The 13,073-nt window shown below is 69.8% G+C and carries 11 protein-coding genes; 4 read left to right on the forward strand and 7 right to left on the reverse strand.

The window, feature by feature from the left end; genetic code table 11:
* Nucleotides 1-145 precede the first annotated feature (145 nt).
* The 5 genes from N865_RS01580 to N865_RS01600 form a co-directional block, all read right to left on the reverse strand.
* Nucleotides 146-2,287: a CapA family protein gene (locus tag N865_RS01580; RefSeq protein ID WP_034800711.1), complete on the reverse strand. Its 2,142-nt coding sequence runs from the start codon at nucleotides 2,285-2,287 to the stop codon at nucleotides 146-148.
* Nucleotides 2,284-3,297: a poly-gamma-glutamate biosynthesis protein PgsC/CapC gene (locus N865_RS01585; protein WP_034800713.1), complete on the reverse strand. Its 1,014-nt coding sequence runs from the start codon at nucleotides 3,295-3,297 to the stop codon at nucleotides 2,284-2,286. The genes N865_RS01580 and N865_RS01585 overlap by 4 nt, the downstream gene beginning before the upstream one ends.
* Nucleotides 3,294-4,628, reverse strand: coding sequence for a poly-gamma-glutamate synthase PgsB (gene pgsB / locus N865_RS01590; protein ID WP_051509819.1), 1,335 nt, complete (start codon nucleotides 4,626-4,628; stop codon nucleotides 3,294-3,296). Before pgsB ends, N865_RS01585 begins: the two co-directional genes overlap by 4 nt.
* Nucleotides 4,625-5,491: a nucleotidyl cyclase domain-containing protein gene (locus N865_RS01595; RefSeq protein ID WP_034800715.1), complete on the reverse strand. Its 867-nt coding sequence runs from the start codon at nucleotides 5,489-5,491 to the stop codon at nucleotides 4,625-4,627. The genes pgsB and N865_RS01595 overlap by 4 nt, the downstream gene beginning before the upstream one ends.
* 127 nt (nucleotides 5,492-5,618) lie before the next feature.
* Nucleotides 5,619-6,791, reverse strand: a complete 1,173-nt coding sequence (locus N865_RS01600) for an ATP-binding protein (RefSeq protein ID WP_034800716.1) — start codon at nucleotides 6,789-6,791, stop codon at nucleotides 5,619-5,621.
* Nucleotides 6,792-7,053: 262 nt separating this feature from the next.
* Between N865_RS01600 and N865_RS01605 the strand changes: the two genes are divergently transcribed.
* The gene (locus N865_RS01605) at nucleotides 7,054-8,115 is read left to right on the forward strand and encodes a C40 family peptidase (protein WP_211244826.1); all 1,062 of its coding nucleotides are present in this window, start codon (nucleotides 7,054-7,056) and stop codon (nucleotides 8,113-8,115) included.
* A gap of 129 nt (nucleotides 8,116-8,244) precedes the next feature.
* Nucleotides 8,245-8,400 (forward strand): hypothetical protein, encoded by a 156-nt coding sequence (locus N865_RS22940; RefSeq protein WP_169735679.1) that lies wholly within the window; start codon nucleotides 8,245-8,247, stop codon nucleotides 8,398-8,400.
* Nucleotides 8,401-8,502: 102 nt separating this feature from the next.
* Here the strand turns inward: N865_RS22940 and N865_RS21465 are convergent, their stop codons facing one another.
* Complete coding sequence (locus tag N865_RS21465) at nucleotides 8,503-9,108, reverse strand: helix-turn-helix domain-containing protein (RefSeq protein ID WP_051509821.1); 606 nt, start codon at nucleotides 9,106-9,108, stop codon at nucleotides 8,503-8,505.
* A 279-nt stretch (nucleotides 9,109-9,387) separates the two neighbouring features.
* Entirely contained in the window at nucleotides 9,388-10,785 is a 1,398-nt protein-coding gene (lpdA, locus tag N865_RS01615) for a dihydrolipoyl dehydrogenase (RefSeq protein ID WP_034800719.1), read from the reverse strand.
* Nucleotides 10,786-10,975: 190 nt separating this feature from the next.
* Between lpdA and N865_RS21470 the strand changes: the two genes are divergently transcribed.
* On the forward strand, nucleotides 10,976-11,308 hold the full coding sequence (locus N865_RS21470; RefSeq protein WP_051509824.1) for a DUF3311 domain-containing protein: 333 nt from the start codon (nucleotides 10,976-10,978) through the stop codon (nucleotides 11,306-11,308).
* A complete protein-coding gene (gene mctP / locus N865_RS01625) occupies nucleotides 11,305-12,981 on the forward strand; it encodes a monocarboxylate uptake permease MctP (protein ID WP_051509826.1) in 1,677 nt (558 codons plus the stop codon). The genes N865_RS21470 and mctP overlap by 4 nt, the downstream gene beginning before the upstream one ends.
* Nucleotides 12,982-13,073: the final 92 nt, after the last annotated feature.

A 13,073-nucleotide genomic window follows, 5' to 3' on the forward strand; every position in this document is an offset into this window, starting at 1 on the left:
TGAACCGACTCCTTCTCATCTCGTTGCGCGGTGCACCAGGGCATGTCCACCTGGGCGCTATCGATCCGCGGCCGATCGAACGGCCCCCCAAGACTAACAGCGGGCGTTCGCGCGCCCTAATCGCGCGCCCTCGTCGCGCGATCATTCAGGGCTGCGACACCGGCACGATCGGGCTCGCCGAGGCCAGGCCGCCGTCGTCGGCGGAGAACGGGACGGACGCGTCCTTGAGGACCTCGAGCACCCCGTACCGTCGGCCGGTCCGGCCGGAGGGGGCCCAGTCGACGAGGGAGACGTCGTCGACGGCGAGCCGGCGGACGCGCTGTCCTCCAGCCGGCGGCTTGAGCAGGACGAAGACCTGGGCGGCCACGGCACCCTTCGGCACGGTCACGTCGAAGCGCACCCGTCGGCAGGAGTCCCGGTCCCACGAGCCCTCGGGCAGCTCGATGGAGGAGATGGACGAGCTCGGGCCCGCGAAGGCCTTGAACCAGTGGACCTGAAGCTGGCTTCCCTCGGACGCCTGCCGCAGGCTGGCGAGGACCGACAGCTTCTGCCGAGGCGTCACCGGGGTGCGGTGCTGGGGTGAGGCGAATGCGGTCCGGGTGCTGAGCGGGGTTCGCGCGAGCATGAGCCCCGAGCCGGCCGAACCGTCGGCGGAAGCCGGGCCGCACGCGGCGTCGGTGGTGACGGACCCGTACTTTCCGAGCGACCAGAGCGGCACGTTCGCCGCCCGGCGGCCGATCTCCATCGGCTCGAAGGTCCCGGTGCCGAAGAGCAGGTCGCTCCCCATCCGAACAAGCGGCTGGCCCGGCGTGGCCGGTGGTGCGTACCACCACCCGGAAGCGAGGCGACGTACCTGTCCGAGCTTGAGCGGCACCTTCACGACCTTCGCCGCCGGTGCCGGCCCGAGCGCGAGCGCAGCGGACGTCCCGCCGAGGCGGCCGGCGCCGTCGCTCGCACCGGTTGAGACCCCGGCGGCATGGCCGGCCGCGATTCGCGCGATCGCATCGGCCATCTCCCCGATCGCGGGTCGGGGACGGTAGGCGTCGATGACGATGGGGTCCACGGTCGTCGACACGGGGACACCGCGACGCAGGTCGACGCGGACGAGCATCGACGGGAACGTGGGCCAGAGCTCCTGGTCGAAGACGAGGTTCCCGAGCGACTCGGCGAAGACGTTCGACTGCGTGCTGACGAGCCCACCGATGACATGGGGGTGGGAGCCGATGACAACGCGAGCACCGGCCTGCTGCGCGACGGTCGCGAGCGAACGGACCTGGACGGTCTGGCTGCGGCGGTACTCCACTCCCCCGTGGATCATGACGACGACCGAGTCCGCCCTTTTGGCCGCCTTCTTCACCTCGTCGGCGAGGCGGGTGGCCTCGCACTCGGCAGCACCAGGGCTGGACGCGCTCGCGACGTACGGGATGCTCGTCTGGCGACCCGTGACCGTCGTGCACCCGAGGAAGGCGACCGTCTGCCCGCGCCGCTTCACCAGGGCCGGCTTCCAGGCGGCATCGGCGTCGACCCCCGCCCCGAAGTGGGCGATGCCGGCCGCATCGAGCGCCTCGTTCGTCGACTGCAGACCCGGCTTGAGGCCGTCGATGGTGTGGTTGTTCCCGAGCGAGACGACATCAACGCCTGCCAGGGCGAGGCCCTTGGCCAGTGCCGTCGCGCTCGTGACGATGAGGTCCTTCGTCGGGTGCAGGCCCGGGCGTCGCTTGCCTTCGACCTCGATCGCCGTGTCGGCGAGGAGCGCGGTCTCGAGGTTGACCACGGTGAGGTCCGAGTCCTGCAGGAACGGGCCGATGTCGCGCAGGACCGCAGCGTGGTCCTCGGGCGTGGCGTTCTCGGGAAGAGCCGGGGCTTGACCGCGATACCCCTCGTAGAAGCGTCGGCCCATCATCGTGTCCCCGCCGAAACGCAGCGACAGCGTCTGCTTCGCGTTCGAGGTGAGCACGACGTTGCGCGCCTTGCCCGGCTCGACCGCGAACGCGCGCGAGAGGTGCCCGGTCGCCGAGGCCGAGGCCAGCGCGGGCGCCCTGAGGGCCACGGAGTAGTGGCCCCGGGTGTCGGCCAGGACCTTCGCCCCGCCGACGGTGACGACGGCCTTCGGGACGGGTCGGCCGGTCTCGTCGACGACGAGGCCCTGGGCCGTCGGGACCGGCGCGGCGACGGTCACCGGCTCGGGGTCCGCCTGGAAGGCCACCCCCAGGACGGAGCCGACGAGGACGGCGGTGACCACCGTCGGCAGGGCGAGGTTGATGGGAGAACGGTCGGGGCGCCTCACAGCAGGCCTCCCAGCTCGAGGGGAACGGCGATGAGGTTGGTGGCCGCGAAGACGCCGACCCCGACGAGGGTGGTTCCCCAGATGGTTCGCTGCCAGCCCTGCCGCTGCGCGTCGTTGGCGATGAGGGCCGGCACCATGAGCGTCGCCACGGTGAGCCCGAGCCACGGGGTGTACTCGCGATGGGTGACGATGGCGAGCACGAGCTCCCCCGACCAGCCGATCACCGCCCCGACGAGCATCATCGTCGAGACCTTGCGGCGGCCGAAGAGCAGGAGCCGGGGCATGAGGACCTTCACGACGACGAACCAGGTCGCGACCGCGATGACGAGGGTGAAGACGAGGTCGGCCCATCGCGGGCTGACGAGCGCGAGGTAGGCGCCTGTGATGAAGCCTCCCGAGCGCAACCCGATCCGGTCGTAGACGAACATGCCGACGAGCACGCTCACACCGACCGCGACGAGGAGCAGCTCACGCGGGTAGCCGAGGCGCGAGGAGAGCAGCGCAGCGCTCGCCGTGCTCGCCCCGGGGACGATCGAGACCAGGCTGGACACGACGTACGCGAACACCGCGAGGATCGACGTCGTGATCGCGATCGCGGCGATGGTCCGCTTCGGCGTCTGGCGTCCCATGTCGTGGGCGATGATGCCGGGGATGAGAAAGCCGATGCCGGCGAAGGCGAGCAGGGCCGGGTCGAGTCGGCCGAGGAAGTGCGCCGAGAGGGTGCACGAGGTGATGATCGCGAGGCCGACCAGCACCTCCACCTCGAACTTGCGCCGCCCGTAGAGGATGCGCCGCTTCGTGATCACCCGGGTGACGAGCACATGGGTGAGGTATCCGGCTCCCACTGTCACGAGGACGGCGATCGGCCTGACGACGGCGATGGCGAGGTACGCCGGGACGATGGCTCCGCCCGTCGTCAGCTGGACCCGTTCGTAGAAGACGATGCTGAGGATGACCCCGACGACGATGGTCACGCGGACCACCTCGGGCGTCATGGTGTACGTGCTCACAGTGCTCTCCGCCGCCCGACCTGCGGGATCGCCGGCCGCGTGGCCGCTCGCTGCATCCGGGCCACGCCGGCCGGCATGCGCGCCGGCTCGCGCGCCTCGTCGAGCTCCTCACGGTGATCCTCGCCCTGCAGGTGGGCGAAGTGCTCCATGAGCATCTCGGCCTGCTCGGTGTGGATGTTGACCATGCCGACGAGCACGCCCTCAGGGCCGTCGACGAGCTGCGCGATCGTGTCGAGCATCTGGTCGAGATCCGGGCGGACCGTCTCCCCGAGCGCGTGGATGCGCTCGGCGGGGAAGCCCCGCTCGACCATGGTGGCCGTCACGGTCTCCTCGTACGCGCCGAGCGTGATGACCTCGTCGAGGATCGTGGAGAGGTCGTCGGGGACCATGTGGGAGAAGAGCTCCGCCCGGCGCCCGCGGTCGTGGCGGTTGTTGAGCATCCCGATGACCTTCGCTCCCGGCGGGAACTGGGCCCGAAGGTTCTCGAAGGTCGCGATGACGCTCTCGCGGTCGTTGGCCGCGAAGAGCGGGACCCAGAGCACGCGACGGCCCCGGATGTCGTAGGTGCGCAGGCGCACGACGCCGATGTCCGGGACGGACTTCCACATCCCCTCGATCGCCGCCTGCCGCGGGATGCCGAGGATCCGGGCGACGGCCAGGCCGATGGCGACGTTCTCCTTGAACTGGAGGTAGTCGAAGCCTTGCATGTCCTCGTCGGCGACGGCGGCGGGGTCTGCGTAGACGAGCGTCGCCCCGCGGGCCTCGGCGTTGGCCTGAAGGCGGTCACGCAGGTGCGGCCGGTCCTCGGCTGTGATCAGGACACCGCCGTAGGGGATCGTCACGGACATGGAGTCGGCGATCTCCTCGAGGGTCTCACCCATCTCCTCCTGGTGGTCCTCGCGGACGTTGGTGATGACCGTGATGTCGGACTTGACCATGAAGTCCTGGGAGTACTGCTGGTAGAGCGGCCGGACGGCCATGCACTCGATGACGAGAGCCTCGATCCCGCCGGACACGTGCTCGGCAACAATGTCGATCTGCTCGTTGATCGTCGCAGCGCCGCGGCGGCTGATCGGCGACTCCTCACCCGTCGGGCCGATGACTCTGGCCGCCGAACCTGTCGTCTTCGCGACGGTCAGGTAGCCCCCGTCTCGGAGGACGCCAGCGAGCAACCGGGTCACGGACGACTTCCCGCGGATGCCGTTGACGTGCAGCCTCACATCGAGCTGCTGCAGCCGGTCGTTGTGGGCGCGAACGACCTCACGCCAGTAGCCGAAGATGCCGACCGACACGAAGCCGAGGATGCCGAGGCAGACAAGGGCGATCCTCACGACGCCGTCGCCTGGGGCTCGCTTGACGTCGCGAGCGCCACGAGCGCCTGCTGGAGCAGGGCTTCGGCGTCCTCCGTGTCATCGTCGGCGAAGGCGAGGCAGCCGTGGAGCGTCGCGCAGTCGAAGATCGCGCGGCGGAACCCGGCCTCGCGGTCCGCGAAAGTCGCCGTCGTCGCGGAGTCGAGGAGCGGGCCGAGGAGGGACCAGGCGTCGCCCGGGTCGGTGGCGGGCAGGATCGCGCCGATGACCTCGCCCGAGAGGGCGAACGGCACGTCGATGTCGCGCAGGAGCGTCTCCACGTGCCGGGCCACCGAACGACGCGCCGCCGCCTCGCTCTCCTCGTCGAGGTCGGGGTCCCACACCTCGACCTCGACGAGCATCAGGCCGAGCGGCTGCCCGGTGCGGCGGCGCCGTTGCAGCTCCTCCTCGAGCCGGAACAGCGCCGGAGCCTCGTCGAGGAGCCCGAGCGAGTTGCGGGCCGGGACGAGCGATCCGGGCACGGGCTTGGCGAGCGTGGCGAGCGACGCGCGCAGGTGGTCACCGAGGACGCCGATGACCCAGGGCAGGACGAGCAGGACCGACACCTCCGCGGCGATGACCGGGAGCTCGTCGCTGCCCCAGTCGCCCGAGGTGCGCTTCACGGCGATGAGGAGGGCTGCGCCGACGAGACCGACGACGATGCCCACGAAGCCGTCGACGTGGAGCGCGACCGCGGCTGCCACGAGCACGAGGACGAGGAGGGCAACCCGGGTGCGTCCCCGCTCCATGCCGACGAGCACCCCGGACGACACGAGGAGGAAGGCGGCCAGGCCGAAGCGGGCGCGGAACTCAGTCCATACCGCTGCCGAACGATCGAGCATCATGGTCCTCCTTCCACCGGTGTCGTGCCAGCACGTAGCCGAGGGCGAAGACGATCGATGCCCCCGTACCCCAGGCGAGCTCGGAGAGCCATCCGTGGTCCACCCCTGTTCATTCCCTTCGTTCTCGCGCTCAGCCCAGGTCGACGGGCCAGCGCACCGCGATCTGGGTCCCCTGGTCGCCGCTCCGGGCGCGCAGTCCCCGACCGGAGATCTTCACGTCGGCGCCGGAGACACGGATCGTGACCGGCGGCACCTGACCCGGCGCGTCCTGGTCGGTGCGTAGGATGCCCGAGACTGCGCGGGACAGGTCGGCGGCACCGAGTGCGACGCCGGAGATCGCGATGTGCAGGTCCGCGGTGAGGGACCCGGAGAGGGAGTCCGTCGACACGGCCCGGCTCACGAGCTGGACGGTGATCGCCTCGGCGGGGGCGACGGCGAGCGCTGTTGTGAGCAGCTGCTCGAGGGCCTCCCCCACCGCGACCGGGTCACCCAAGACGGAGAGTGCGGCCTCTGGGAGCTGGCTGCGCAGGCCGTAGGCGTAGGTGTCGGCGGACAGGGTCCGGAGCACGTCTCGCACGACGGCGCACAGGTCGAACAGGACTGCCGTGGGCGGTCCCTCGGCGGAGAGCTCGGATCGGATACGGGCACCCTGGCTACGGAGGGCGCGCAGGTGGCGCTCTGCAACGCCTGCACGGCGCTGCAGCCCCGGATCGTCGAGGGCGCCCGCATGTTCGACGAGCCCCTCGAGCCCCGAGGCGGCGGCCGTGAGGCTGTCGGCGATGGTCTGGCCGAGCCGCCCGGGCGGCGACCAGGAGGGTGCGGAATGCTGGGTGCGCAGGCTGGCCGCGACGAGGTTGGCAAGGTCGTCGAGGACCGTACGGTTGGCCGGCGACCATCCTCGGACGGTCGTCTCGAGGACACCGACGACGCCCACGACCCCACCCCGGTCATCGCGCACGGGAGCCCCCTCGAACGAGGTCACCCCACCGAGGTCCCCCTCGCTCAAGCCCGCCGCGACAGCGTGGTCGAGCAGGTCGGGGATGACGGTCTCGGCGGCGGAGTGCTCGACCAGGCGCGAGGCGAGCAGGCTCCACGCGAAAGACCCGGACGAAGGTCCCACCGGCACGGGCCCCGCCGGTCCGCTGATGTGGGCCGCCTGGGGTTCGGAGATGCAGACCACGCCGAGCGGCGCCCCGGTGGCCGCGGCGGCCAGCCGGGCCATCGCCGCAAGCCGGTCGTCGAGCTCCTCGGAGCGGGCGGCGACCGTGGGGTCGTGGCTGGGGTGGTCGAAGGCGGGCACCACGACTCAGCTACCTCGATCTCGCGACGGCTGTATGGACATCCGGCGCTGCCGGCTTCGCCCCCCTCAAGGCGGAGACGCCCGAACTGTACCCACGAGGTCGGCAGATGGCGAATTGGGAGGCGCTCTCCCGGCGTCGCCTACACTGGGCACGCTGACGGGGGCAGCTGGGCCCAGACAGGACGTGGCTGGCCGTGCTTTCGCTCCCGAACCCACAGCCAGCCCCCTTGCCACCCTTTGCCACGGACGACCAGAGGTGATGATTGTGCCGACCCAGCCCGGCGGCTCCCTGCGGCGACTCGGCCCCGCCGTCCTGGTGACCGCGCTCCTTGCCGGAGGGGGTGGCTGGTGGCTTTCACAGCGGTCGGACACCGCGGTCGGCGAGACGCTGCGCATGACCGAGGCTGGTGCAGGCTCCTCCGAGGGCGAGGGCGCGACGCCTGCCGCCACATCGGGCGTGGTGACGTTCGACCGGCTCGACGACCCGGGTCGGACCATCGTGCGTGACGCATCCGGGGCGATCCTCGCCACCCTGACGGACGGCGCCCGCACCGTGGTGCTGACCGGTCCCGAGCGGACCTTCGACGAGCCGTCCTCGACGGACGTGACTCTGACGACCACCGCCTGGGTCCGGCTCGCGCCGCGTCCGTGGTCGAACGGCGCCGAGAAGTCGGGGTGGTTCCAGGAGTGGTTCAAGACCGCTCGGGCGGACCGAGGTCCCGACATGTTCGAGATAGCGATGCAGTACGTCGACGGCGCGCCGACGGCCTTGGACAGCAAGGGTCGTCGTTACCGCGGCGATGCCTCCTTCGGCCCTGTCAACCGCAGCGGCGAGGGGCGGCGCGAGTCCAACGATTTCAACGACTACCTCGGGATCAGGTGGACCTTCCCCGACCGAGGTGTCGACCTCCCCGAGCGGGTCCGCTACGGGTCGCTCGACTGCTCGGGCTTCGTCCGCATGGTCTACGGCTACCGGATGGGCTACCCGCTCCTCGGCACCAACAACGCCGGTCCTGGCCTCCCGCGCCGTGCGTACGCGATCGAAGCTTTCGGCCCCGGCGTCACCATCGTGCGCGACAAGGGCAGGACAGCCACCGACTACGAGGCTCTGCAACCGGGAGATCTGGTGTTCTTCCAGACCGAGGGCAGCGTCTCTCAGCTCGACCACGTCGGCATCTACATGGGGGTCGATGATGCTGGCCAGCACCGGTTCATCTCCAGCCGGGAGACCGTGAACGGGCCGACCATGGGCGACGTCGGGGGCGCGTCGGTTCTCGATGACGGGCGCTTCTTCTCGACCGGGTGGCGCGCGGCGCGTCGGATCTGACCCCGCTCCTCTCATCCCGAGCGGTCGGACCGGCAGCTCCCGATTGGCCGCGGGGCGGACTGGGTATGGGGACAGTCGACTCGGAGCCAGAGCGGCTCGAGCCACGACAACAAGGAGCGAAGCGACACCATGATCGTTCTCGGACTCATCCTGCTGCTGGTTGGTTGGCTGACCAGCCTCTCCATCCTCACCACCATCGGCATCGTGCTGGTGGTCGTCGGAGCCGTGCTCTTCCTGCTCGGCGCCGTCGGACGCCCTGTTGCCGGACGCAAGGTCTGGTATTGACCGGCCCCGCTCCGAGCAGCAGCTGACGAAGGCCCCCGCACCCCGGTGTGGGGGCCTTCGCCATGGATGGCATGGGCGGCATACGTCCGAACGCCCGCCCGCTCAGGCGCGCCTCCGATGTGGGCCCGGTTCGCACTGGCACGAGCACGTGGCGACGCAGCCCCCGCCGACCCAGCACCGGGTCGGGCAGGTGCACGACGGAACCGGAGGAGCTGCAGCGCGGAGGAGCCGGACGATCCGGCGACGCTCCCGAGCGCTTCGCTGGGCGCGCTCGTCGAGGTCACGGAGTGTCGGGTGGTCGGTCATGGCAGCGGCCTCGACCCGAAGTCGGTCACGCTCGGGACGGAGGCGATACCACCCCTTGGCCGGCGCCCGGTCGTAGCGGGGCATCAGCGCGCGCAGCGGCGGCACCTCGTCGGGAGGAGCGACGTCGAGGTGCGCAGGGAAGCGCCGGTGGGCGTTGTCGCGAAGGACGTCCCGGGGAACCGGATCCACCTGTCGCCCAGCCGAGTCGATGACCGCCAACCGCAGGCCGGCCATGGCGAGAACCCTCACCAGAGTGTCGACCGCGATCCGCCCACGGGCGGACTCGAGCCGACCCACCGCAGCGCGCGACAGGCCGAGCCGCTCGGCCAGCTCCCGCTGGCTGAGATCTGCCAGTCTGCGAGCCCGCACGACGTAGCGGCTGGCATCGAACGCGTCGTCCATGACCACCTCCCATGACCACCTCCCATGACCACCTCCCATGACCGTTGAGGGAAGTGTGCAGGCGCCCACCGACACTCCGGCGTGCCCCTCGAGGGCGCGGCGCCCAGCGGATCGCCATGGGCCCCAGAGCCCTACGTCACTGCTCCGCCTGTGGGAGCAGTGGGACCCACTGCTCCCACAGGCGGAGCAGTGACGTAGGACGGCCGGGGTGCAGCATGGCGGGTTCTTCCCTGCCCGGAACGGCCCAGGAAACCGGCGCAGCGAGCGGAACGCCTGTGATCAGAGGTTGATCATGTGGCCCGCGATGCCCTCGATGGCTTCCTTCATCGCCTCGCTGAGCGTGGGGTGGGCGAAGATGTTGCGTGCGACCTCGTCGGCGGTGAGGTCCCACTGCTGGGCCAGCGTGAGGGCGGGAAGGAGCTCGGTGACCTCGGGTCCGATCAGATGCGCGCCGAGCAGCTCGTTGTGCTCGGCATCGGCGACGATCTTGACGAACCCGACGCCCTCGGCCATGCCGCGAGCCTTGCCGTTGGCCGAGAACGGGAAGCTCGACGTCTTGACGTCGTAGCCCTTCTCCCTGGCCTGGGCCTCCGAGTAGCCGAACGAGGCGATCTGCGGCTGGCAGAAGGTCGCCCGCGGGATCATGTCGAAGTTGATCTCCATCGTCTCGGCGTCGCCGATCGTCTCGGCGGCGACGACGCCCATCGCCTCGGCGGTGTGGGCGAGCATGAGCTTGCCGGTGACGTCGCCGATGGCGAAGACGGTGGGGATGCTCGTGCGGCCCCGCCCGTCGACCGCGATGGCGCCCCGTTCGGTCATCGCCAGACCGAGCGACTCGAGGCCGTAACCCTGCGTGCGGGGCGCGAAGCCGATGGCCTGGAGCACCTTGTCGGCCTCGAGGACCTGCCGCTCACCACCGGCCGCGGGGCTGACGGTGACCTTGACGTTGCTGCCGGTGTCCTCGATCGCCTCGACCTTGGTCGAGAGCATGACCTTGACCCCGAGCTTCTTGTACTGCTTGAGCAGCTCCTTGGACACATCGGCGTCCTCGGTCGGGACCATCCGGTCGAGGAACTCGACGATCGTCACGTCGACGCCGAAGTTCTTCATGACATAGGCGAACTCGACGCCGATGGCGCCCGAGCCGGCGATGATGATGGACCCTGGCAGCTCGTCGCTGAGGATCTGCTCCTCGTAGGTGACGACACGGTCGGACAGGGACGTCCCGGGGATGAGGCGGGTCGTCGCGCCGGTGGCGATGATGAGGTTGTCGAAGGACAGCGTGCGCGAGGATCCGTCGTTGAGGGCGACGTCCATCGTGGTGGCGCTGGTGATCGTCCCCCAGCCGTCGACCTCTTCGATCTTGTTCTTCTTCATCAGGTAATGGACGCCCTTGGCGCTGGCATCGGCCACCGCGCGGCTGCGCGCGTGCGTCGGCCCGAACGACATCGTGGCGTCGCCCTCGATGCCGAAGGTCTTCTTCTCGTGCGTGATGATGTGGGCGATCTCCGCATTGCGCAGGAGCGCCTTGCTCGGGATGCAGCCGACGTTGAGGCAGACCCCGCCCCAGTACTGCTTCTCGACGACTGCGACCTTCTTGCCGAGCTGGGCCGCGCGGATCGCCGCGACGTAACCACCAGGACCAGCACCGAGCACAACGACATCGAAATCAGCCATGGCCGACAGCCTATCGGTGCACGCGCGCCCCCTCGGACCACGCCCTCCCGTCCGGCAGACGCCGGTCGGCGAACAGGTCCGACCGGTCGCGGATTGCCTGTGTCCCAGACCACATCTGGGGGCCGGCGCGGAGTAAGTTCCGCGACGCATGGCCGGACCCCCTCCGGCCCTGACCAACGGAGGTCAACGCGTGAGTACCACTCCGCACCGCCACGAGGCACCGCCCGCGAACAAGGGCCTGCTGGCCCTCGCCGGTGTCCTCCTGCTCATCCCCATCGTCGCGCTGATGCTCGTCGGCACCTACGCCAAGGACGGGCCGCGCATCGGTGGCTTCCCCTTCTTCATCTGGTACCAGTTCCTCTGGGTCGTCATCTGCTCGGCGCTCACGTACACCGCCTACCGCGTGGTCCTCCGGGCCAGGCCGCACGTGCCCATGAACCCCGAGGGGACCGAGTTCCTCGACGAGGCCGGAAACGAGGCCGGCGACGCTGACGGCACGACCGACTGGAGGGGTCAGTCATGAGCACCCTGCAGGCAGCGACCGGTCAGCAGACCGGTGTCAACGGCGTCGCCCTCGCCGTCCTCATCTTCTTCTTCGTCGTCGTCGCGGGAGCCGGCTTCTGGGCCGCCCGTTGGCGTCGCCCGGCCAGCATGGAGAGCCTCGAGGAGTGGGGTCTCGGCGGCCGGTCCTTCGGCACGTGGATCACGTGGTTCCTGCTCGGCGGCGACCTCTACACGGCATACACCTTCGTCGCCGTGCCCGCGGCGATGTTCTCCGCCGGGGCCGTGAGCGGCTTCTTCGCCGTCCCGTACACGATCATCCTCTACCCGATCATCTTCATCTTCATGTCGCGCCTGTGGTCGGTCTCGCACCGCCACGGCTACGTCACCCCGGCCGACTTCGTCCAGGGCCGCTCCGGCTCGCGCGCCCTCTCCCTCGCCGTCGCGGTGACCGGCTTCCTCGCGACGATGCCCTACATCGCCCTCCAACTCGTCGGCATCCAGGCGGTCCTCGAGGTCGCGGGCGTCGGCAGCGGCGGGAGCTGGATCGCCAAGGACCTGCCGATCTTCATCGCGTTCCTCGTCCTCGCGCTCTACACCTACACCTCGGGTCTGCGCGCGCCGGCGATCATCGCGTTCGTCAAGGACATCCTCATCTACCTCGTCATCATCGTCGCGGTGATCTACCTGCCCTCGAAGGTCGGCGGCTGGGCCCACATCTTCGACGCCGCCCAGCACAAGATGGAGTCGACCAACCCGGCCACCGGCAAGCACGTCGGCGTCTTCATCCCCGCGAGCAACCAGTACTGGGCCTACGCGACGCTCGCACTCGGTTCGGCCATGGCGCTGTTCATGTACCCGCACTCGGTCACGGCGACCCTCTCGGCGCAGAAGCGCAACACGATCCGCAAGAACGCCTCGATCCTGCCGGCCTACTCCTTCCTGCTGGGCCTGCTCGCCCTTCTCGGGTGGGTCGCGATCGCAGCGGGGACGAAGCCGATCGGCCTCGACGGCAAGCCCAACCCGCAGCTCGTCGTCCCGCAGCTCTTCGAGGACTACTTCCCGTCGTGGTTCGCCGGTGTCGGCTTCGCGGCCATCGCCATCGGCGCGCTGGTCCCGGCGGCGATCATGTCGATCGCGGCTGCCAACACGTTCACCCGCAACATCTACAAGGCGTGGCTGCGTCCGGACGCGACGGTCAAGCAGGAGGCCCAGGTCTCGAAGATCACCTCGCTCGTCGTCAAGGCGTTCGCCCTCATCTTCGTCCTCACCCTCGACAAGACGAACGCTCTCAACTTCCAGCTGCTCGGCGGCATCTGGATCATGCAGACGTTCCCGTCGGTCGTGTTCTACCTCTACACGAAGTGGTTCCACCGGCGCGCCCTGCTCGTCGGCTGGGCCGTGGGCATGATCTACGGCAGCGTCGCCGCGTACAACGTGATCAACCCGGTCACGAAGGCGCACTTCGGCGGGTCGGTCGCCGAGATCCCGGGCATCGGCGAGATGGGCTACATCGCGCTGACGGCGTTCGTGATCAACCTGCTCGTCACCGTCGTGCTCACGGTGATCCTCCGGGCCGCCAAGGTCGGCGACGGGCCCGACGAGACGATCCCCGCGGACTACTTCGCCGACGCGGGCGACCCCCGGGTCGCGAAGATCGACGTCGGCCCGCACGAGCTGACCCCCTCCGCCTGACGGGACCATCCATCAGCGGTCGACGAACGACCGAGCGGTATGCCGCTGGGCCGGGTTCCTCGGGGCAGGTTCTAGCGGTCCTCGCAACACCT

The sequence above is a fragment of the Intrasporangium oryzae NRRL B-24470 genome (assembly GCF_000576595.1).
GTDB lineage: Bacteria > Actinomycetota > Actinomycetes > Actinomycetales > Dermatophilaceae > Intrasporangium_C > Intrasporangium_C oryzae.